The sequence below is a fragment of the Paraburkholderia sp. WC7.3g genome (assembly GCF_050436345.1).
Classification (GTDB): domain Bacteria; phylum Pseudomonadota; class Gammaproteobacteria; order Burkholderiales; family Burkholderiaceae; genus Paraburkholderia; species Paraburkholderia podalyriae.
Genome location: NZ_JBNDMA010000002.1, coordinates 1,588,601 through 1,608,487, shown reverse-complemented (window position 1 = coordinate 1,608,487; position 19,887 = coordinate 1,588,601). Strand labels below are relative to the sequence as shown.

At 64.7% G+C, this 19,887-nt stretch carries 18 protein-coding genes and 1 pseudogene; 9 read left to right on the top strand and 10 right to left on the bottom strand.

What is annotated here, in order from left to right:
* The first annotated feature begins 42 nt into the window (after window positions 1-42).
* The 3 genes from OKW43_RS18915 to OKW43_RS18905 all read left to right on the top strand — a co-directional run bounded on the left by OKW43_RS18915 (window position 43) and on the right by OKW43_RS18905 (window position 2,969).
* Entirely contained in the window at window positions 43-1,263 is a 1,221-nt protein-coding gene (locus tag OKW43_RS18915) for a benzoate/H(+) symporter BenE family transporter (RefSeq protein ID WP_429449051.1), read from the top strand.
* Window positions 1,264-1,487: 224 nt separating this feature from the next.
* Window positions 1,488-2,441: a transaldolase gene (gene tal / locus OKW43_RS18910; RefSeq protein WP_187635079.1), complete on the top strand. Its 954-nt coding sequence runs from the start codon at window positions 1,488-1,490 to the stop codon at window positions 2,439-2,441.
* A gap of 108 nt (window positions 2,442-2,549) precedes the next feature.
* Window positions 2,550-2,969: a VOC family protein gene (locus tag OKW43_RS18905; protein ID WP_187635080.1), complete on the top strand. Its 420-nt coding sequence runs from the start codon at window positions 2,550-2,552 to the stop codon at window positions 2,967-2,969.
* 13 nt (window positions 2,970-2,982) lie between these two features.
* Here the strand turns inward: OKW43_RS18905 and OKW43_RS18900 are convergent, their stop codons facing one another.
* The 5 genes from OKW43_RS18900 to OKW43_RS18880 form a co-directional block, all read right to left on the bottom strand.
* Complete coding sequence (locus OKW43_RS18900; protein ID WP_429449049.1) at window positions 2,983-4,107, bottom strand: FUSC family protein; 1,125 nt, start codon at window positions 4,105-4,107, stop codon at window positions 2,983-2,985.
* Between the two features lie 127 nt (window positions 4,108-4,234).
* Window positions 4,235-5,785 carry a monocarboxylate uptake permease MctP gene (mctP, locus tag OKW43_RS18895; protein WP_187635082.1) on the bottom strand — a complete coding sequence of 517 codons (1,551 nt, stop codon included), beginning with the start codon at window positions 5,783-5,785 and terminating at the stop codon, window positions 4,235-4,237.
* Entirely contained in the window at window positions 5,785-6,024 is a 240-nt protein-coding gene (locus tag OKW43_RS18890) for a DUF3311 domain-containing protein (RefSeq protein ID WP_187635083.1), read from the bottom strand. Before OKW43_RS18890 ends, mctP begins: the two co-directional genes overlap by 1 nt.
* A 213-nt stretch (window positions 6,025-6,237) precedes the next feature.
* Window positions 6,238-7,173, bottom strand: coding sequence for a spermidine synthase (locus OKW43_RS18885; RefSeq protein WP_429449046.1), 936 nt, complete (start codon window positions 7,171-7,173; stop codon window positions 6,238-6,240).
* Window positions 7,174-7,250: 77 nt separating this feature from the next.
* Window positions 7,251-7,523: a hypothetical protein gene (locus tag OKW43_RS18880; protein ID WP_429449044.1), complete on the bottom strand. Its 273-nt coding sequence runs from the start codon at window positions 7,521-7,523 to the stop codon at window positions 7,251-7,253.
* A gap of 23 nt (window positions 7,524-7,546) precedes the next feature.
* On the opposite strand from OKW43_RS18880, the gene OKW43_RS18875 reads away from it, so the two are divergent.
* The 3 genes from OKW43_RS18875 to OKW43_RS18865 all read left to right on the top strand — a co-directional run bounded on the left by OKW43_RS18875 (window position 7,547) and on the right by OKW43_RS18865 (window position 10,372).
* Window positions 7,547-8,797, top strand: coding sequence for a Crp/Fnr family transcriptional regulator (locus OKW43_RS18875; RefSeq protein WP_187635086.1), 1,251 nt, complete (start codon window positions 7,547-7,549; stop codon window positions 8,795-8,797).
* A gap of 64 nt (window positions 8,798-8,861) precedes the next feature.
* Window positions 8,862-9,626: a flagellar motor protein gene (locus tag OKW43_RS18870; protein ID WP_429449042.1), complete on the top strand. Its 765-nt coding sequence runs from the start codon at window positions 8,862-8,864 to the stop codon at window positions 9,624-9,626.
* A 59-nt stretch (window positions 9,627-9,685) separates the two neighbouring features.
* Window positions 9,686-10,372, top strand: a complete 687-nt coding sequence (locus OKW43_RS18865; protein ID WP_429449040.1) for an OmpA/MotB family protein — start codon at window positions 9,686-9,688, stop codon at window positions 10,370-10,372.
* Between the two features lie 109 nt (window positions 10,373-10,481).
* On the opposite strand, the pseudogene OKW43_RS18860 reads toward OKW43_RS18865, so the two are convergent.
* Window positions 10,482-12,721, bottom strand: a pseudogene (locus OKW43_RS18860) (NADP-dependent isocitrate dehydrogenase).
* A gap of 316 nt (window positions 12,722-13,037) precedes the next feature.
* Between OKW43_RS18860 and OKW43_RS18855 the strand changes: the two are divergent.
* The 3 genes from OKW43_RS18855 (at window position 13,038) to OKW43_RS18845 (ending at window position 14,831) form a co-directional block, all read left to right on the top strand.
* Window positions 13,038-13,865: an AraC family transcriptional regulator gene (locus tag OKW43_RS18855; RefSeq protein ID WP_429449038.1), complete on the top strand. Its 828-nt coding sequence runs from the start codon at window positions 13,038-13,040 to the stop codon at window positions 13,863-13,865.
* Window positions 13,866-13,944: 79 nt separating this feature from the next.
* Window positions 13,945-14,346, top strand: a complete 402-nt coding sequence (locus tag OKW43_RS18850) for a cupin domain-containing protein (RefSeq protein ID WP_429449036.1) — start codon at window positions 13,945-13,947, stop codon at window positions 14,344-14,346.
* Window positions 14,347-14,354: 8 nt separating this feature from the next.
* Complete coding sequence (locus OKW43_RS18845; protein ID WP_187635154.1) at window positions 14,355-14,831, top strand: GNAT family N-acetyltransferase; 477 nt, start codon at window positions 14,355-14,357, stop codon at window positions 14,829-14,831.
* 63 nt (window positions 14,832-14,894) lie between these two features.
* Here OKW43_RS18845 and OKW43_RS18840 read toward each other — a convergent pair whose 3' ends face one another.
* From OKW43_RS18840 to OKW43_RS18825, 4 genes are all read right to left on the bottom strand, one after another.
* Complete coding sequence (locus tag OKW43_RS18840; protein WP_187635092.1) at window positions 14,895-15,371, bottom strand: DNA-deoxyinosine glycosylase; 477 nt, start codon at window positions 15,369-15,371, stop codon at window positions 14,895-14,897.
* Window positions 15,371-16,087 carry a chorismate--pyruvate lyase family protein gene (locus OKW43_RS18835; RefSeq protein ID WP_187635093.1) on the bottom strand — a complete coding sequence of 239 codons (717 nt, stop codon included), beginning with the start codon at window positions 16,085-16,087 and terminating at the stop codon, window positions 15,371-15,373. The genes OKW43_RS18840 and OKW43_RS18835 overlap by 1 nt, the downstream gene beginning before the upstream one ends.
* A gap of 199 nt (window positions 16,088-16,286) precedes the next feature.
* Window positions 16,287-18,185, bottom strand: coding sequence for a molecular chaperone HtpG (gene htpG, locus OKW43_RS18830; protein WP_429449033.1), 1,899 nt, complete (start codon window positions 18,183-18,185; stop codon window positions 16,287-16,289).
* 134 nt (window positions 18,186-18,319) lie between these two features.
* Window positions 18,320-19,777, bottom strand: coding sequence for a PLP-dependent aminotransferase family protein (locus OKW43_RS18825; protein ID WP_429449031.1), 1,458 nt, complete (start codon window positions 19,775-19,777; stop codon window positions 18,320-18,322).
* Window positions 19,778-19,887: the final 110 nt, after the last annotated feature.

Below are 19,887 nucleotides of genomic sequence, written 5' to 3'. Positions count from 1 at the left end.
CGCACCCTGACGCTTTAACTTCCACAACAACAAAGCCTTCGCATGAGTTCGTCCCCGACGCCCCAGCTGTCCCCCGCCGCCACGCCGCCGAGGCGCTTCAATCCGCTCGCCGATACGTCGCTGTCTACGATCGTCGCGGGCTTCGTCGCGGCGATGACCGGCTACACGAGCTCGCTCGTGCTGATGTTCCAGGCGGGCCAGGCCGCGCATTTGAGCGATGCGCAGATTTCGTCGTGGATCTGGGCGCTGTCGATCGGCATGGGCCTTTGCACGATCGGCCTGTCGCTGCGCTTTCACGCGCCGATCGTGATAGCGTGGTCGACGCCGGGCGCCGCGCTGCTGGTGTCGTCGCTGCCGCATGTCGAGTATGCGCAGGCGATCGGCGCGTTCATCTTCTGCGCGGCGCTGCTGACGCTGGTCGGCGTCACCGGCTGGTTCGACTCGCTGATGAAGCGGATTCCGTCCGGCCTCGCGTCGGCGCTGCTCGCGGGCATCCTGTTCGAGATCGGCATCGAGATTTTCCGCGCGGCGCAGTTCCAGACCGCGCTCGTGCTGACGATGTTCTTCACCTACCTGATCGTCAAACGGTTCGTGCCGCGTTACGCGATTCCGACGACGCTCGTGGCCGGCACGGCCGCCGCCGGCGGCCTCGGGCTGCTCGATTTCAGCCACTTTCACGTCGCGCTCGCGCATCCGGTGCTGACGATGCCGTCGTTTTCGGTGGCGGCGTGCGTGAGCATCGGCATTCCGCTGTTAGTGGTCGCGATGGCTTCGCAAAACGTGCCGGGCATCGCGGTGCTGCGCGCGGACGGCTACGCGACACCGTCCGCGCCGCTGATCGCGACGACCGGCGTCGCATCGCTGCTGCTCGCGCCGTTCGGCTCCCACGGCATCAATCTTGCGGCGATCACGGCGGCGATCTGCACTGGCCCCGAAGCGCATGAAAATCCCGCCAGGCGGTACACGGCGGCCGTGTGGGGCGGCATTTTCTATCTGCTCGCGGGGGTCTTTGGCGCGACGATCGCCGCGCTGTTCGCGGCGTTCCCGAAGGAGCTGGTCGTCTCCGTCGCGGCGCTCGCGCTGTTCGGCTCGATCATGAGCGGGCTCGTCAATGCAATGCAGGATACGAGGCAGCGCGAGGCAGCGCTCGTCACCTTCATGGTGACTGCCTCGGGGCTCACGCTGCTGTCGATCGGCTCGGCGTTCTGGGGGCTCGTCGCCGGCGTGGTGACGCAAGCCGTGCTGAACGCGCGGCGCGTGTAAACGGATCGCCATGCCCCGCTGTCCCTACCCGGTGTTCATACCGTCCTCGGCGATCCGCCATAGAATAGAAGTATCCGGCAGCGTTTCCCGGCGCCATCGTGGGACGCGCTGCGGCTTGATCCGCGGCCGCCGGCGCCGGCTGGTTTCTCTGCTCTGTCCAGCCGGCGCGGCGGCGTCCTCACTTCTCCTGAACCACGGCGCGTATGCGCCCTGAAGGCCCGAACATGACAACCGCACTCGACCAACTCAAGCAATACACCACCGTGGTGGCCGACACTGGCGACTTCCAGCAGCTCGCGCAGTACAAGCCGCGGGATGCGACCACCAATCCGTCGCTGATTCTGAAGGCCGTGCAGAAAGATGACTACCGGCCGCTGCTCGAAAAGACCGTGAAGGCGCATGCGTCGAAGCCGGCCGGTGCGATCATCGACGAGTTGCTGATCGCCTTCGGCACCGAAATCCTGAAGATCATCCCGGGGCGGGTGTCGACCGAAGTCGACGCGCGCCTGTCGTTCGACGTCGAAGGTTCGATCGCGAAAGGCCGCGAGCTGATCGCGCTGTACAAGGAGCACGGCGTCGAGCGCGACCGCGTGCTGATCAAGCTCGCGTCGACGTGGGAAGGCGTGCGCGCGGCCGAGGTGCTACAGAAGGAAGGAATCCACTGCAACATGACGCTGCTGTTCTCGCTCGTGCAGGCGGTCGCCTCCGCGGAAGCTGGCGCGCAGCTGGTCTCGCCGTTCGTCGGCCGCATCTACGACTGGTACAAGAAGAACGCCGGCAGCGAATGGGACGAAGCGAAAGACGGCGGCGCCAACGATCCGGGCGTCAAGTCGGTGCGTCGCATCTACGCGTACTACAAGAAGTTCGGCTACAAGACCGAGGTGATGGGCGCGAGCTTTCGCACGACCTCGCAAATTCTGGAACTCGCCGGCTGCGATCTACTGACGATCAGCCCCGACCTGCTGCAGAAGCTGCATGAGAGCACCGACAAGATCGAGCGCAAGCTGTCGCCGGAGGCATCGCACGACGCGGATATCGAGCGCGTGCCGGTCGACGAGAAGTCGTTCCGCTTCCTCCTCAACGACGAAGCGATGGCGACCGAGAAGCTCTCCGAAGGCATCCGCACGTTCGCCGCGGACGCGGTGAAGCTGGAAAAGCTGATCGAAACGCTGCGCTGATCCACGCGAAGCCATCATCCATCACAGGCGGCGCTGAACCTCACGGTTCAGCGCCGCTCCTCGTTTGCAACGACGGCGCCACCCCAACGCCTGACCATGGAGACGATCATGTACGTTCAGCCTTATGTGTTTTTCAACGGCCGTTGTCAGGAAGCGCTCGACTACTACACCGACAAGCTCGGCGCCCAGGTGACCTTCAAGATGCTGTACAAGGAAGCGCCACCGGACGCGCACAACCCGCCGCGCCCCGAGCTCGCCGACAAGATCATGCACGCCAACGTGCAGCTGGGCTCGAGCACGTGGATGGCTTCCGACGGCAACTGCGATCCGGCGGCCGGCCCGTTCAACGGCTTCAGCCTGTCGTTGACCGTCGAAGACGGCGCGTCGGCGGAACAATGCTTCAACGCGCTCGCCGACGGCGGCCAGGTCGTGATGCCGTTCCAGCAAACGTTCTGGAGCAAGGGCTTCGGAATGGTGATGGACCGCTTCGGCATGATGTGGATGGTCACCTTGCCGGCCCAGGTTTGAGGATCAGCGCCGCCTAAGCGATCCGCGCCGCCCGCGCATGACGCTCGATATTCCAGTTCGGCTCCGTCTCCAGTAGCAGCGCGCGCAATCGGTCCACCTGCTCCGCGAGCCGCTGGCCGAGCCAGTACGGTCCTTGCCAGTCGGGCGGCAGCGCGGTGGCCGCGTGGCCATGCCGGTTCGCGAGCGGGGCTGCCGCCGGAATGCCGAAGCGCGCCGGGCGGCCAAAGCGCAGCCCGCGCGCGGTGGACAGCAGGATCGCGCGCACGGCGCGCACCTCCGCGCCGCACTGCGCCGCGTAGGCGGTGCGCGCGGCGGCGTCCGCGCTCATCAGCGGGCCCGTCGCGAGCAGTTCGAGCGAGCTGAGCACTGAGCGATGCAGCCGCTGGATTTCCTCGAGCTTCGTCTGCGGCACGTCGATTTCCTTCGCGACCGACGGCATCAGCGAGCGCAGTTGCACGAGCCGCTTGTTGATCTGCAGGAAGCGCTTGACCTGCTCCTCCTCGGTAATCGTCTCGCCGTCGAGCAGCCGCGCGTAGATACCCGCGCATTCGCGCAGATTGGCGGCGAGCCCGTAGCGCCACGAATACGTCGCGTGCAGCGGAAAGGCAAACGAAAACGCCAGCGCGATCACGATGCCGATCAGCACGTTCAGCGTGCGCCACAGGCCGACGGCGATCAGGTTGTCGCCGTGGCCCGCGACGATGCACATCGTGATCGCGGTCAAGAGCCCGACATAGCCGGACGAGCCGATCGCGAACCACGCGCAGATCGATGCGATGATCGCCTCCAGCACATAGGTGAGCGGCAGCGAACCGATAAAGTTCTGCTGCACGATCAGCAGCAGCCCGATCGACGCGCCGAGCAGCGTGCCAGCCGCGCGTTCCGCCGCTTTCTTGCGGATATTGCCGTGATGCTGCAAGCCGCCGATCACGACCAGCAGCGTCACCGACGACCAGATGCCGTGCGGAATATCGATGCCGGTCGTCGCGAGAATCGACACCAGCATCGCGAGCCCGACGCGCAGGCTATGCAGCACCTTCGCGTGCCGGTAGCGGTAATACGGCGACGTGACCGCGCGCACCATCCGGCTGAGCGCCGCGCGGCGGGGAATAAGTTTGGGAGAATCGGCAGCAGCCATGGCGGCGCGCGGCGAGCGCGTGAAAGGACGGTTCCGCTATCCTGCCCTGAAGTGGCCCGCCAACACAAACGCCCGCCAACTTTCGTTGGCGGGCGTCGCGTTGTTCAAAGCGTGAATTTCAGCCCGATCAGCCTTCGACGACGTCCAGGTAGTCTTCCGGACGCGTGCGGTCCTCGGCACGCTGCATGCCCACCGCGCGCACGATCAGGCTCACGACCACCGCCACCACGAGGTTCACGATCAGCGACCACATGGCCGCATAGCCCGGAATCGCCATGCCGAACAGGTGGATCGTGAAGATCGAGCTCGCGAGCTTCAGCGAAAGCGCCATCCACGTGCCGGTCGCGATACCGGCCGCCCAGCCGATCAATAGACCCCGATAGTCGAGCACGCGCGTGTACAGACCGAGCACGATGGCCGGCAGCGTCTGGATGATCCAGATACCGCCGAGCAGCTGCAGCTGGATCGCGTACGTGAGCGGCAGACCGAGAATGAACGCGACCGCGCCGACCTTGACGATCAGCGACACCAGCTTCGCGACGTTGGTCTCCTGCTCGTGCGTCATGTTGCGGTTGACGAACTCCTTGTGCACGTTACGCGTGTACAGGTTCGCCGCCGCGATCGACATGATCGCCGCCGGCACCAGCGCGCCGATACCGATCGCCGCGAATGCGACACCGACGAACCACGACGGGAAGAAGTGCAGGAACAGCGCAGGCACCGCGAAGTTCGGGCCGAAGGCCTTGAAGTACGGCGCGAACTCCGGCATGTCCTTCACGCCGGCCGCGAGCGCCATGAAGCCGAGCAGCGCGAGCAGGCCGAGCACCAGCGAATACGCCGGCAGCAGCGCCATGTTGCGGCGGATCGTGTTGCCCGATTTCGACGACAGCACCGCGGTGATCGAGTGCGGATACAGGAACAGCGCGAGCGCCGAACCCACCGCGAGCGTCGCGTACGCGCTATAGCCGTTCAGGCTCGACACGTCCGGCGACTTCAGCAGCAGCTTGGCCGGCGGCACCGCGCCGAAGATATGGCCGAAGCCGCCCAGCTGCGGCGGAATCACGATGATCGCGGCGAAGATCGTCACGTAGATCAGGATGTCCTTGACAACCGCGATCATGGCCGGCGCGCGCAGGCCCGACGTGTACGTATAGGCCGCGAGAATCGCGAACGCGATGATCAGCGGCAGATCGCCGACGAAGCCGGTCGTGTCGAAACCGAGCGCGCCGATCACCACTTCGATACCGACCAGCTGCAGCGCGATGTACGGCATCGTCGCAACGATGCCGGTCACGGCGATCGCCAGCGCGAGCATGCGGCTGCCGTAGCGGGCCGACACGAAGTCCGCCGACGTCACGTAGCCGTGCCGCTTCGCGACGCTCCACAGCTTCGGGAACACGACGAACGCGAACGGATAGATCAGGATCGTGTACGGCAGCGCGAAGAAGCCCGTTGCACCCGCGCCGAACACGAGCGCCGGCACCGCGATGAAGGTGTAGGCGGTGTACAGGTCGCCGCCCAGCAGGAACCACGTGACGATCGTGCCGAAGCGCCGGCCGCCGAGGCCCCACTCTTCGAGATGCGCGAGATCGCCGCGCCGCCAGTGGGCCGCGACGAAGCCGAGAACCGTGACGCCGATGAAAAACAGAACGAAGACGAAAGTTGCGATGGGGTTCATTATTGCGCGCCCCCGTTCGTGCGACCCGTGTAGCGGGACCTGGTCTTCAGGTAGACGAACGCGGTGATGACCGCGCTGATCAGCACCCACAGCAGCTGATACCAGTAGAAGAACGGGAAATCGAACAGTTGCGGCTCGATCCGGTTGTACGACGGGACCCAGACCATCGCGATCCAGGGTAGCAGCAATAGCCAGAGCCAGTGCTTGCTGGCCTTCTTCACGTCGGCGTCGTGAGCCATGACGTCTCCTGTTTCCTATTTAGAATTTATCTGCCCGTGGTCGATGGCAGGTGGAACTCAGCGGGTGGTCGTCCCGCGGTTGGCCACGGGCGCCCCGAAAGCTTCGAAAGAGTATAGGAGCGGCGAACGCCCGGTCAAGCAGGGACGACCCGAGGCGCGCTGGCGTGCGACAACGCGTCGGCCAGAGCGACGATGCACGCCGGATCGCGTCGCTCAGATCGCAAACGATGCGCCCGTCTGCCCCGTCGATTCGCGCAGGCCCTTGATCCACTTGCGCGCCGGCAAGCCGAGCTCGGCTTCGATCAGCTTCGCGCGCCCCTCGAGCGCGGCGAACGGCACGTCGAGCGCGGGGCCCGAAAACGCGATCGCGATGCGGTTGCCATCGTGCACTTCGGGCAGCGCGACGACGCGGCCGTCGAAGGCTTCGTTCAGACGCTTCATGTTGCGCACGAAGCTAGGATGATCGCCGAACAGATTCACCGTGACGATGCCCGCCTCGGTCAGACATGCGCGCGCCGCGCGGTAGAAGCCGACGCTGTCGAGCACCGGGCCGCGCGCGGTCGCGTCGTACACGTCGATCTGAAGCACGCCGATGGTGCCGTGGTTCGCGCTGTCGTTGACGAAGTCCCACGCATCGGTTTCATGCACGGTGAGACGCGCGTCGTCGGGCGGCAGCTCGAACATCGTGCGCGCGGCCACGACGACTGCGGGATTCAGTTCGACGGCCTCGATCTTCGCGCTCTTCAGAAAGCGGTGCGCGAACCTGGTCAGCGACGCTGCGCCGAGCCCGAGCTGCACGATGCGCTTCGGCGTTTCGAGGAACAGCAGCCAGGCCATCATCTGCTGCGCGTATTCGAGTTCGATGTGATCGGGCTTGCGCAGACGCATCGCGCCTTGCACCCATTCCGTGCCGAAATGCAGGTAGCGCACGCCGCCCTCTTCGGAGAACGTCACCGGCGCAAAACGCGGCTTGCGCGGCGTGTCGATTTGCGGCGCGTCGTGGATGTCGTGATCGACGGCGCGGTTCGCGTTGCGCGCGGCTTTGGGCCCTTGTTTGTGCGCCAATTTCTGCTTGCCGCCGATGATTTCAGCGTCCCGGTTACGGAAAGCGCGCGCCTCGGCCGAAGCGCGCTTGATCAGTTTTGTCATGTGTGGATGTCGCGCCACGGGCGCAATATTTTCGGTCGACCGAGAGCATAGCATTCGCTGCCGCTCGCTCATTCGAATCACCCGTTGGCAATCTGCTTGCGCAGCAATGAAAAAAATTTTGCGGCCGCCATGTCCAGCCATATTTGCGCCATCTTGCCGCGCGCAAACGATTCACCGATCGCTTTATCGCCGTTCTTCTGATCCGGGCGCGGCTTGCGGCGCGTTTGCTTCCAGTCCGGCCCTGCATTGCCCGTTAAAGAGTCCCTGCCCCGATGTCGTAAACGGGCGTACAGGGAATGGCTGCCGACCCATGCGATGCAATGCGCCGCGTCGCACAGCCGCAACCACAAAACCGCGCTGCAGGGGAATTACTTTGAATCGTCAACAGTCGTGGACGCGCACAGCGGCGCCCGGCGAGACCATTTATTCCGAGGGCTACTCGGGTGAGCCCGTCGTTTTTCTGATCACGGAAGGCAAGGTCGAACTTTCCACTCGCTGCGACGACAAGAAGGTCGTCGTCGCGACGCTGGGCCGAGGCGAATTCTTCGGCGAAGCCGCGTTGCTTGCTGCCGAGCCGCGCAGCAACACCGCGAAGGCGCTGACGTTCTGTCAACTGACCGTCGTGCCGGCCAGCATGCTCGACGACGAAATCGAGCGCGTGTCGCCGTTGCTGCGCCATATCACGCGCACGCTGATTCGTCGCGTGAAGCGCAAGGACGATCTGCTCGCAACCTACACGCACGCCGATTTTCTGCCCGGCGTGCTGTCGTATGCGCACGTGCTGACCCTGATGTCGAACGGCGAACGGCGCGATGCCAACGACAGCTGGGGACGCCGGCCGCTGCAAGGGCAGGCCGAGGAAATCTCGGTGCCGCTCGTCGAAGTGATCAAGAAGTGCCGCGCGATTGCCGGCCATTCGCGTCCGCACGTGATGGCGATGCTCAAGCGGATGGAGAAGCTCAACCTCGTGACGATCGAGGCCGCTCAGCCCGGACAACTGAATAACGTGTCGACCGAATACTCGGCGTACGACGGCGCGGCCGCGCGTCAGGTCGTTACGTTCGACGCCGCGCGCATCGTCGATCGCGCGCAGCAGGTGGCGGACAGCGACCTCGATCTCGCGGTGAGCGGCGAGCTCGAACTGATCGAGCTGACCGATCTGGAGGCGTTGATCGGCGTCGACAAGACGTTGATTCTGAACAAGCTGTCGCACGGCGAAATCGCCGACGAGGTCTTCGCGTTCCGTAAGTCGAAGGTGCTGACCTATGTCGAGCAGCAAGGCGTCGCGTATTTTTCGCGACGCAATACGCGCCAGAGCGGCGCGCTGAATTCGCTCGACGACCTCGCGTTCGTCGATCAGCGCACGCTGTTCGAAGTCGTCAGCGGCTTCGATACGTACGATCTCGCCAAGCTGCTCGCGAGCCTCCACGGGCAGCCGGTGGCGGAGCGCCTGCTGTCGGTGATGACCGAAGTGCGCCGCAACGAAGTGTCGTGGGTGATGCGGCGCGATATCAAGATCGATGCGATCGAAGTCGGCGACATCGAGCAACGGCTGCTCGACGCGGTGAAGACGCTGAAGGCATCGCCCGCGCCGCACGCGGCGCTGCAGGACGCCGCGCGCTGAGCGCTTTGACGGCGCGCCGTCGCTGATGGGCGCAGCGTGAGCGCGGCGCCGTTCGAGGAAAAGCATGGATCTGTTGACGTTATTGGGTGTGCTGTTCGGTGGAGCGGCAATCGTTTTTGGCTTTGCGCTCGAAGGCGGGCATTTTCTGACGCTGTTCCAGTACGAGGCGTTCGTCATCGTGCTCGGCGGCACGCTCGGCGCGGTGATGATCCAGAACACGTGGGCACGTTTTTTCGATGCGATGAAGCTGCTCGGCCTCGCGTTCACGCGCGCTCGGCAGGTCGACCAGAAGAGTCTGTCGGACCTGCTCGAATGGGGTGACCAGGCGAAGCTCAACGGCCTGCTCGCGTTCGAATCGATGGACGTGAGCGGCATTCATCGGTTCGCCAGACGCGGGCTCGAACTGCTCGCCAACGGCGTATCGACCGCCGTGCTCGAAGATGCGCTGCAGCGCGAGCTCGATGCGTACGCGCGCAATCACATGGCGGCGGCGCGCGTGTGGCAGCAGGCCGGCGGCTATGCGCCGACGTTCGGCATTCTCGGCTCGGTGCTCGGGCTGATCCAGGTCACCCATCATATTCTCGACCCGGCGCAACTCGGCTCGGGCATCGCGACGGCGTTCGTCGCCACGTTGTATGGTCTCGCGCTCGCGAATCTGGTGTTTCTGCCGCTGTACGGCAAGCTGCAGGCGCAGGTCGACAGCGAGGTGCGGTTCCGCCGGCTTTATCTCGACGGACTGCTCGCGATTTCGCGCAAGGAGTCGCCGCATACGATCGAGACGCGCCTGACGGGCGAAGTGCGCGGGCGCGCGGCCGAGTCGCTGGCCTGAGCCTGTCATAGGGCGCGTGGCTCTGCGGCGCGCTGTCATTCGAAACGGAACTATCACGTATGCAAACGACGTCTGGCGGCAAGCGCCTCGCCAGCGGCACGGACGATCACGCCGAACACGGCGGCGAAGGCACCGAGGGCGGCCGCTGGCTGATCTCGTACGCGGATCTCGTCACGACGATGATGGTGCTGTTCCTTGCGCTGTACGTGTTGCAGTTGGCGAAATCGAAGCAACTCGAGCTCAGGTATCAGACGCTCGAAACGAAAACGGCGCAGCAGAGCGCGCCCGCGCCGGCCGGCGGCACTCAACTGGATGCGCGCAAGCAACTGACCGTACTGCTCGATGCGCTGCGCGAGAAAGGCTTGATCACCGTGACGGACGTGCCGCACGGCGTCGAATTCGCCGTCAACGCGAAGATCCTGTTCAATGCCGGCGATGCGCGGCTGCTGCCCGATTCGTTCGAGGTACTGAATCAGATCGCGCAGGTACTGCAAAAGGATTCGACGGGGAATCTGCTCGTCGAAGGCCATACCGACAGCGTGCCGATTTCGACCGCGAAGTATGCGTCCAACTGGGAGCTGTCGTCGGCTCGCGCGGGGGCGGTGGTCAGGTATCTGGTCGAACGTGGGATCGAACCGCATCGGCTGGCCGCGATCGGGCGGGCGGACAACTTCCCGCTGGTCGCGGGCGATGACGCGGCCGCGCGAGCGGCGAATCGGCGGGTCGCGATCGTCGTGCAGTACTGAACGCGTTGGTTGGCAGCATTCGTCGGCCGCATTCGTCGGCAGCATTCGCCGCCGTTGCCTGCGACGAGCCGCCCGCCGGCGGCTCGCCTTCGTTTCCCTTCCGGTTGCGTCACTCGACGCGAACCGCCTTCAGCGCCTCATTGAACGTGCGGCTCGGCCGCATCACCTCACCGAGCAGGTTGAAGTCCGGCTTGTAATAGCCGCCGATGTCCGCCGGCGCACCCTGCACCGAGGCCAGCTCCGCGAGGATCACCTGCTCGTTGGCAGTCAGTTGCGTCGCGAGCGGCGCGAACTGCGCGGCGAGCGCGGCATCGTCCGTTTGCGCGGCCAGTTCCTGCGCCCAGAACATCGCCAGATAGAACTGGCTGCCGCGATTGTCGAGCTCGCCGGTCTTCGGGCTTGGGCTGCGGTTGTTGTCGAGCAGCTTGCCGGTCGCGGTGTCGAGTGTCTTCGCGAGGATCTTCGCTTTGTTGTTGCCGGTCTTGATGCCCAGTTCTTCGAGCGACACCGCGAGCGCGAGAAATTCGCCAAGCGAGTCCCAGCGCAGATGGTTCTCTTCGACGAGCTGCTTCACGTGCTTCGGCGCCGAACCGCCCGCGCCGGTCTCGTACATGCCGCCGCCCGCCATCAACGGCACGATCGACAGCATCTTCGCGCTGGTGCCCAGCTCCATGATCGGGAACAGATCGGTCAGATAATCGCGCAGGATGTTGCCGGTGACCGAGATCGTATCGAGCCCGCGCACCACGCGCTCCAGCGTGTAACGCATCGCGCGCACCTGAGACATGATCTGGATGTCGAGGCCCGTGGTGTCGTAATCCTTCAGGCAGGTCTCGACCTTCCTGATCAGTTCCGCTTCGTGCGGACGATACGGGTCGAGCCAGAACACCGCGGGCGTGCCGGAATTGCGCACGCGCGTGACCGCGAGTTTGACCCAATCGCGGATCGCCGCGCCCTTCACCTCGCACATGCGCCAGATGTCGCCCTGCTCGACGTTCTGCGTGAGCAGCACCTCGCCGCTCGCGAGATCGACGATGCGCGCCTCGCCGTCTTCCGGCACTTCGAAGGTCTTGTCGTGCGAGCCGTATTCTTCCGCCTGCTGCGCCATCAGGCCGACGTTCGGCACGGTGCCCATCGTGACCGGATCGAACGCGCCGTTGGTCTTGCAGAAGTTGATCATCTCCTGATAGATGCGCGCGAAGGTGCTCTCGGGGATCACTGCCTTGGTGTCTTTCGGACGGCCGTCGGCGCCCCACATCTTGCCGCCGAGGCGGATCATCGCCGGCATCGACGCGTCGACGATCACATCGTTCGGCGCGTGCAGGTTCGAGATGCCCTTCGCCGAATCGACCATCGCCAGTTCCGGACGATGTTCGTGGCACGCGTGCAGGTCGCGGATGACTTCCTCGCGCTGCGATTCCGGCAGCGTCTCGAGCTTCTCGTAAAGATTGGCGAGGCCGTTGTTGACGTTCACGCCGAGTTCGTCGAACAGCTTGCCGTGCTTCGCGAACGCGTCCTTGTAGAACACCTTCACCGCGTGGCCGAAGACGATCGGGTGCGACACCTTCATCATCGTCGCCTTCACGTGCAGCGACAGCATCATGCCGGTTTCGCGCGCGTCTTCCATCTGCTCTTCATAGAACGCGAGCAGCGCCTTCCTGCTCATGAACATGCTGTCGATGATCTCGCCGTCCTGCAGCGCAACCTTCGGCTTCAGCACGATCGTCTTGCCGTTCTTCGTCACGAGTTCCATCTTCACGTCGCGCGCGCGATCGAGCGTCATCGATTTTCGCCGTGATAGAAGTCGCCGTGCCGCATGTGCGCGACGTGCGTGCGCGACGCCATGCTCCATTCGGCCATGCTGTGCGGATGCTTGCGCGCGTAGTTCTTCACCGCGGCCGGCGCGCGACGGTCCGAGTTGCCCTCGCGCAGCACCGGGTTCACCGCGCTGCCGAGACACTTCGAGTAGCGTTGGCGGATCGCCTTCTGTTCGTCGGTCTTCGGATCTTCCGGATAGTCGGGCACCTTGTAGCCCTTCGCCTGCAGTTCCCTGATCGCGCTCGTCAGTTGCGGCACCGATGCGCTGATGTTGGGCAGCTTGATGATGTTGGTGTCGGGCAACGAGGTCAGGCGACTGAGCTCCGCGAGGTTGTCGGGCACCCGTTGCGCTTCGGTCAGAAACTCGGGGAACTCGCCGAGGATGCGGCCCGCGACCGAAATGTCGCTGGTTTCGACCTCGATGCCGGCCGGCGCCGTGAAGGACCGGATGATCGGCAGGAACGCGGCGGTCGCGAGCAGCGGGGCCTCGTCGGTGAGGGTGTAGATGATGGTCGGTTGCTGGGTCGTCATTGCTGGGCTCTGGGCGGGCAGTTGAAAGGCATGTCGCGCGCGTGGTGCGGGCTGGGCTGGAGGCACGAACGTCGATCAGGAAAGCGACAACACTGGGCGGGTCGCACGTTTGATTCTGCCTCATTTTTGTGCTGGCGCAAAAGCGGGATTCCGGTGGGTTGCGTCGGCGGGGGTGCGGTGGACTGACCGGCCGCAGGTTGGCACGAACGTGCGCAACGCCAGCGAGCTGCCCCACCGTGCGCCGAGCGTCCACACAGATACAATGAGCCGATACGGAGGTTCCCGCGGATCTGCGCAAACGAGCCCGGAGAGTGTGATGGACGGCGTGACCACGAAAGCCCAATCCGACTGGATTTCCCGTTCGGAATCCATCGGCGGAGTCGAACGCATCGAAGCCTTTTTCCACGGCAACGCGTATTCCCTGCATCGGCACGACACGTACGCGATCGGCGTGACCCTCGCCGGCGTTCAGTGCTTCCATTACCGGCGCGGCTTGCGCACCAGCCTGCCCGGACAGACGATGGTCCTGCATCCCGACGAAGCCCACGACGGTCAGGCCGGCACGAACGACGGATTTCGTTATCAGATGATTTACGTGCAGCCCGCCGCGATCCAACAGGTCCTTGGTGGCCAGGCGTTGCCGTTCGTCGAAGGCGGCGTCACCAACGATCCGCGTCTGTTCGAAGCGACGCAAACAGCGCTGCGCCAGCTATGCGCCGACGCGGAGCCGCTTGAACGCGACGACGCTGTTGCCGGCCTCGCGCTCGCGCTGGATAGCGCGTCGGGCGCGCGATCGACGCGCAAATCCGCGGACTTCGCGGCGGCGCAGCGTGCGCGGGAATATCTGCTTGCATCGTGCACCCGCGCCGTCACGCTCGATGAACTAGCCGCCGTCAGCGGACAGGACCGCTGGAGCCTGTCGCGCGATTTCAGAACCTTTTACGGCACCAGTCCTTATCACTACCTGGTCATGCGCCGGCTCGAAGCGGCGCGCGCGATGATGCTGCGCGGCGTTTGCCTCGCGGACACCGCGGCCGCCGCCGGCTTCGCCGACCAGAGCCACATGACCCGACATTTTCGCCACGCATACGGGATCCCTCCCGCGCGTTGGCTCGCGATGATGAGCGATCGGCGCGCAGGCTAGCAGGCGTGCACGATCGTTCAAGACACGGGCCCGCGGCCGGCCTAAGCTCAATTCCAGCTATCACCCGAATGGAGCAACCATGCGCACCGATTCCCCGCCGGCACCCGAGCAACGGGGCCAATCCAGGACGATCAACCTGCTCGACAAGATCCGCCAGATCGACGGTCACTGGCAGCCGCGCGTCGTTGCGGAAATGAACGACTATCAGTTCAAGGTCGTGAAGATAGCCGGCGACTTCGTTTGGCACCGGCATGCCGACACCGACGAGACGTTCATCGTCCTCGACGGCCGGTTGCGCATCGACTTCCGCGACCGCTCGATCGAGTTGTTGCCGGGAGAAATGGCCGTGGTTCCCAAGGGAGTCGAGCACAAGCCGTATGCCGAGTCCGAAGTGAAGCTGCTGCTGATCGAACCGCGCGGCGTCGTCAACACCGGCGATACGACCAACGAAAGAACGGCGGCAAACGACGTATGGATCTGAGAGCCGCGATGCAAATGTCGCCGCCGATCGTTCGCGAAGCCGTGTTCCCTGCTGATACGCACAACCTCGTCGCCTTGATCCGCGAGTATGTCCGCTGGCTGGATATGGATCTGTCGTATCGTGGATTCGACGCCGAAATGGACGCGTTCGAACAGGTTTATACCTTGCCTTCCGGCATGTTCTTCGTCGCCGACGCCGGCGGCGAGCTTGCCGGTTGCGCGGGGCTGCTTCGTCATACGGCCGGGACCGCGGAAATCAAACGGCTCTATGTTCGCGAAGCATTCAGAGGGATGTCTCTCGGCGAAGCGCTGATTGCGTCGGTGATCCGCAAGGCCAAGACGTTGGGATTCTCGACGCTGGTCCTCGACTCGGTTCCGCAAACCCGTTTCGCACAGCGCATTTACGAGCGCTCAGGATTCGTCGAAATCGCGCCGTACTACGAAAATCCCGTCGAGGGCACGCGGTTTCTTGGGCTCGATCTTTGACGGCGAATGGCCGGCTGTCGGCCGCAGCAGCCCCGGCTGGCGACAGGATGTGTTGCGCCGGGGTCAGGACACGATCTCGCGCCAAACCAGCAGCTTCTGATCGAAAGAGAGCGCAGCATGCGCCGGACTCGACGACGGCAATACGAGCGTTTGATAGCCTGCCGCACCGATGACCGGCGCAAACCGCCCCGCCGTCTTGCCGTTGAAGCAAACCTTCTTCAGCAACGGCGCATGCTCTCTCAACGAGTCGAAGTCGTTTGCCTGCGCATTGCGAATCGCCGAGTCGAGGCTGCCGTCACGGTGGCATGCGTCGAGCACGTCCCAGATGCCGATGCGATGCGCCAGCACGCGCGTGAGGCGCGCTTCGTAGGGCAACTCGTGCAGCGAAGGTTCGTCGAGCACCGCGCCGAGCAGGCGCCAGAACTGGTTGCGCGGATGCGCGTAATACTGCGCCGCGGCCAGCGACGCTTCGCCGGGAAAACTGCCGAGTATCAGCGTGTGCGTGTCGGCCGCGGCGACCGGGGGAAAGCCGCGCAACATCAGCGGCTCCGGTCGCCCGACGTGCGCGCCGCGGCATGGGCCCGCGACGCAGTGTGATCGAGCGGACGACCGTGCTCGCGTATCCGCGCGAGCGCGACCTGCGCCGCGCGGGCGCCCGAGCCGGCCAGCTGCGCGCGATCGGCCGCGTCTAACGCACGCAAATGCTCCCACAATGCCGGCAACATGCACTCCGTCACCATCAACGGCGCACGATGCCGCTCGAACACCGAGCGTCGCGCGACCAGCCCATGCGGCGCATGCCGGGCGCCGCCGCCGATCTCAGGCGCGGCCAGCCGATACAACGGATGCCGCTCCCCGACCCTGCGGCTCACCAGCGACGAGCGCGCGACACTGCTATCGCTATACAGCAGCTCGGCGAGCGGCCGCGTGCGCAGCCGCCGCGTCGCCTGCCAGACACCGACGCTCACGGCGCGCGGCGTCACGCTATGCGCGGCGACGAACGGCACACCATCGACCGACAGCACCACTTCTCGCACCCACACGGGCGCGCGCGGCGCGAGTCCGAGCGCGGCGGCTTCGTCGGGCCACGGCAGCGCGACGGTTTCGCGGGTCACGCGCACCGTGACCACGCCGAGCGCACGCAGATGCGCGGTCAGTGAACCGCCTCGGGTCAGCCAGTCTTTCTCAGCAGCGCTGAAAGTGGGCAAAGGCGCGACGCGCCAGTGGGCGTCGGCGGGATCGAAACGGATAGGCATGGTGTCGGATTATAGCGGCGTGGTCCGACGGCAATTGGTCGCGGCGACGACCGCGGCAATCGTGCGCGCCCCTTCAGCCTGGAAGCCGACGCAAACTACAGGTAAAAAAAATGCGCTGCCGAAGCAGCGCATTTCTCAACCACGAAGCGTCAATCCGACAACGGCGACATCAACGGGCCCAACTCACCTTCACCGACGCTCAACCCGCGCGCGCCAGCAGCAACGCATTGGTGCGCTTCACGAAGCTCGCCGGATCTTCCAGCGCGCCGCCTTCGGCAAGCAGCGCCTGATCGAACAGCAGATGGCACCAGTCGCCGAAATTCGCGCTATCGGCATGCAGGCCCTTCACGAGCGCGTGCTCCGGATTCACTTCGAGAATCGGATGGAACTCCGGCGCCTGCTGGCCCGCGGCCTTCAGCATGCGCTGCAGGTAGCCGCTCATTTCGCCGTCGTCGGCGACGAGGCACGACGGCGAGTCGGTCAGGCGGAACGTCAGACGCACGTCCTTCGCCTTGTCCTTCAGCGCTTCCTTCATCTTCTCGACGAGCGGCTTGAACGCTTCGCCGATCTTCTCCTGCGCCTCTTTTTCCTCGTCGTTCAGCGCGCCGAGATCGAGGTCGCCGCGCGCGACGCTTTGCAGCGGCTTACCGTCGAATTCGTTCAGGAACGACAGCATCCATTCATCGACGCGATCGGTCAGCAGCAGCACTTCCACGCCCTTCTTGCGGAACACTTCGAGATGCGGGCTGTTCGACGCGGCCTGCCACGTGTCGGCGGTCACGTAGTAGATCTTCGTCTGCTCGGGCTTCATGCGAGCGACGTAGTCGGCCAGCGACACGGTCTGCTCGGCCGTGCCCGTATGCGTCGTCGCAAAGCGCACGAGCTTCGCGACGCGCTCGCGATTGGCGAAGTCCTCGCCGATGCCTTCCTTCAGCACCTGGCCGAATTCCTTCCAGAAGCCGGCGTACTTTTCCTTATCGGCGTCGTTGTCCGCGTTGGCCAGTTCTTCGAGCATCGACAGCGCGCGCTTGGTCACGCCTTCGCGGATCGCCTTCACATCGCGACTTTCCTGCAGGATTTCGCGCGATACGTTGAGCGGCAGATCGGCCGAATCGACCACACCCTTCACGAAGCGCAGGTACGTGGGCAGCAGTTGCTCGGCGTCGTCCATGATGAACACGCGCTTCACGTACAGCTTCAGTCCGCCGCGCTGCTCGCGGTTCCACAGGTCGAACGGCGCGTGCGCCGGCACGTACAGCAGCTGCGTGTATTCGCTGCGGCCTTCGACGCGGTTATGCGTCCACGTCAGCGGATCCTGATGGTCGTGCGAGACGTGCTGGTAGAACTGCTTGTATTGATCGTCGGTGATGTCGTTCTTCGAACGGGTCCACAGCGCGCTGGCCTGATTGACGGTCTCGTCCTCGTCCTTGGTGACCATCTCGCTCTTTTCCGCGTCCCACTCTTCCTTCTTCATCAGGATCGGCAGCGCGACGTGGTCCGAGTACTTCTGGATGATCGACTTCAGCCGATACGACGACAGCAGCTCGTCTTCATCGGCACGCAGATGCAGCGTGATGGTCGTGCCGCGCGCGGCGCGCTCGATCGTCTCGACCGCGAAATCGCCCTCGCCCGCGCTTTCCCAGTGCACGCCTTCCGAGGCCGGCAAACCGGCGCGGCGCGTCTCGACGGTGATCTTGTCCGCGACGATGAAGCCCGAGTAGAAGCCAACGCCAAACTGGCCAATCAGCGCCGCGTCCTTCTGCTGGTCGCCGGACAGCTTGCCGAAGAACTCCTTCGTGCCCGAACGCGCGATCGTGCCGAGGTGCGCGATCGTTTCGTCGCGGCTCATGCCGATGCCGTTGTCGTCGACCGTGACGGTGCGCGCGGCCTTGTCGTACGACACGCGAATTCGCAGGTTCGAATCGTTTTCGTACAGCGCGCTGTTTTCGATCGCCTCAAAGCGCAGCTTGTCGGCCGCGTCGGACGCGTTCGAGATCAGCTCGCGCAAAAAGATTTCCTTGTTGCTGTACAGCGAATGGATCATCAGTTGCAGAAGTTGCTTCACTTCTGCCTGAAAGCTCATGGTTTCTTGTGCCATGGTCGGACTTCCTCTCTGTTGCGAATGGGGGATGGGCGGCGGCCGAAGCGGATTCAAACCGCGCTTCGGGCCTGCCGTGCCGGATCGCCGGACCGCCGGATCGTTCGCGCAAATGGGGACGATCCGGCGCGGTTTCAAGAGGCGCGGCGCGCGACGCCGTCGAGATAACGGCTCAGAAACGCTGGTAATTCTGGATCGCCGCAATTGGCGATATTGAAGCGCATCCACGTGCTTGGCGACTGCTGCGGCGAAAACAGGCCGCCCGGCGTCAGCAGATAGCCGGCTTCGTGCGCGGCCGCGGCGAGCGCGCCCGCGTCGACGCCGGTGTCGGCCCACAGGAACATGCCGGCCGTCGGCGTCAGGAACAGCTTCATGCCGGTCTTCTCGATCATCCGCACGGCCTTCTCGCGCACGCCGTCGAGGCGCGCGCGGATGCGCTCGACGTGCCGCCGGTAGTGGCCCTCGGTCAGGATCTTGTAGATCACGCGCTCGTTCAACTCGGGGCTCGTCATGCCGACCAGCATCTTCTGATTGCTGAGCACCATCGCGACTTCTGGCGCGCACGCGACGAAACCGACGCGCAGATTCGGCGCAAGTGTCTTCGAGAAGCTGCCCAGGTAGATCACGCGCTTCAACTGATCGAGGCTCGCGAGCCGCGTGCCCGGGTAGCCGGGCGGGCACAGGTCGCCGTAGATGTCGTCCTCGACGACGATGAAGTCGTACGCCTCGGCAAGCCGCAGGATGCGGAACGCCTGCGCGGCGCTCAGCGACGTGCCGGTCGGGTTCTGCAGCACCGAGTTGATCACCAGCATTTTGGGGCGCCATTGCTGGACCAGCGCTTCGAGCGTGTCGAGATCGGGGCCCTCCGGCGTGTATGGCATGCCGACGAGCCGCGCGTCCTGCGACGCGAAGCAGCCAAACATTTGAAACCACGCCGGATCGCCGACGATCACCGCATCGCCCGGCTTCACGTAGATGCGCGAAATGAGGTCGATCGCCTGCGTGATGCCGGACACCATCACGATCTGCTCGGGCGACGCACCGATCTCCAACTCCTCGAGCCGCGTCTGCAACTGTTGGCGCAGCGGCAGGAAACCTTGCGCGGTGCCGATGCCGAGCATCTGCATGCCGCTTTGCCGGCCGAGCGTGCGCAGCGCGTTGGTGATCAGGTCGCCGTCGAGCCAGCGCGCCGGCAGATAGCCGAGCCCCGGGCTGCGCTCGGGCCGCGCGCCCGTGTGCAGCATATTGCGCAGCAGCCAGACGACGTCGATATTGGCCGGCGCGGGCAGCGTCTCGGCGCGCGGGCGCAGCTCGGAGACCGTCGCCGCGCCGCCCTGGCGTTCGCGCACATAGAAGCCGGAACCACGCCGCGACTCCAGAAAACCCTGCGCGACGAGCCGCTCGTAGGCCTCGACCACCGTGAAGCGCGACACGCCCTTGTCGAGCGCGAGCTTGCGGATCGACGGCATGCGCATGCCGGGGCGGAACACGCGCTCCTCGATGCGGCGCCGCGCCCATTGAACCAGCTGTTCGACCAGCGTCAGCGACGCGGTGTCGTGCGGGGCGGGAATCTGGGCAAGCGGGACGGACATGACGGGCTCCAACTGTACCGAACAGTATCGCGCCGATTGTACCGTTACTGTGCAGGTCACGGCCGTTACATTTGAATCCCGCGACGGTGGTGACGCCATGCAAAACCATC

Excerpts from the sequence above, each read along its gene's own strand:
- OKW43_RS18905 (WP_187635080.1), top strand. The coding sequence starts at position 2,550 with ATGTACGTTCAGCCTTATGTGTTTTTCAACGGCCGTTGTCAGGAAGCG.
- OKW43_RS18915 (WP_429449051.1), top strand. The coding sequence starts at position 43 with ATGAGTTCGTCCCCGACGCCCCAGCTGTCCCCCGCCGCCACGCCGCCG.
- OKW43_RS18850 (WP_429449036.1), top strand. The coding sequence starts at position 13,945 with ATGCGCACCGATTCCCCGCCGGCACCCGAGCAACGGGGCCAATCCAGG.
- OKW43_RS18840 (WP_187635092.1), bottom strand. The coding sequence starts at position 15,371 with ATGTTGCGCGGCTTTCCCCCGGTCGCCGCGGCCGACACGCACACGCTG.
- OKW43_RS18825 (WP_429449031.1), bottom strand. The coding sequence starts at position 19,777 with ATGTCCGTCCCGCTTGCCCAGATTCCCGCCCCGCACGACACCGCGTCG.
- OKW43_RS18865 (WP_429449040.1), top strand. The coding sequence starts at position 9,686 with ATGCAAACGACGTCTGGCGGCAAGCGCCTCGCCAGCGGCACGGACGAT.
- mctP (WP_187635082.1), bottom strand. The coding sequence starts at position 5,785 with ATGAACCCCATCGCAACTTTCGTCTTCGTTCTGTTTTTCATCGGCGTC.
- OKW43_RS18835 (WP_187635093.1), bottom strand. The coding sequence starts at position 16,087 with ATGCCTATCCGTTTCGATCCCGCCGACGCCCACTGGCGCGTCGCGCCT.
- OKW43_RS18845 (WP_187635154.1), top strand. The coding sequence starts at position 14,355 with ATGCAAATGTCGCCGCCGATCGTTCGCGAAGCCGTGTTCCCTGCTGAT.
- tal (WP_187635079.1), top strand. The coding sequence starts at position 1,488 with ATGACAACCGCACTCGACCAACTCAAGCAATACACCACCGTGGTGGCC.
- OKW43_RS18885 (WP_429449046.1), bottom strand. The coding sequence starts at position 7,173 with ATGACAAAACTGATCAAGCGCGCTTCGGCCGAGGCGCGCGCTTTCCGT.
- htpG (WP_429449033.1), bottom strand. The coding sequence starts at position 18,185 with ATGGCACAAGAAACCATGAGCTTTCAGGCAGAAGTGAAGCAACTTCTG.
- OKW43_RS18890 (WP_187635083.1), bottom strand. The coding sequence starts at position 6,024 with ATGGCTCACGACGCCGACGTGAAGAAGGCCAGCAAGCACTGGCTCTGG.
- OKW43_RS18855 (WP_429449038.1), top strand. The coding sequence starts at position 13,038 with ATGGACGGCGTGACCACGAAAGCCCAATCCGACTGGATTTCCCGTTCG.
- OKW43_RS18870 (WP_429449042.1), top strand. The coding sequence starts at position 8,862 with ATGGATCTGTTGACGTTATTGGGTGTGCTGTTCGGTGGAGCGGCAATC.
- OKW43_RS18900 (WP_429449049.1), bottom strand. The coding sequence starts at position 4,107 with ATGGCTGCTGCCGATTCTCCCAAACTTATTCCCCGCCGCGCGGCGCTC.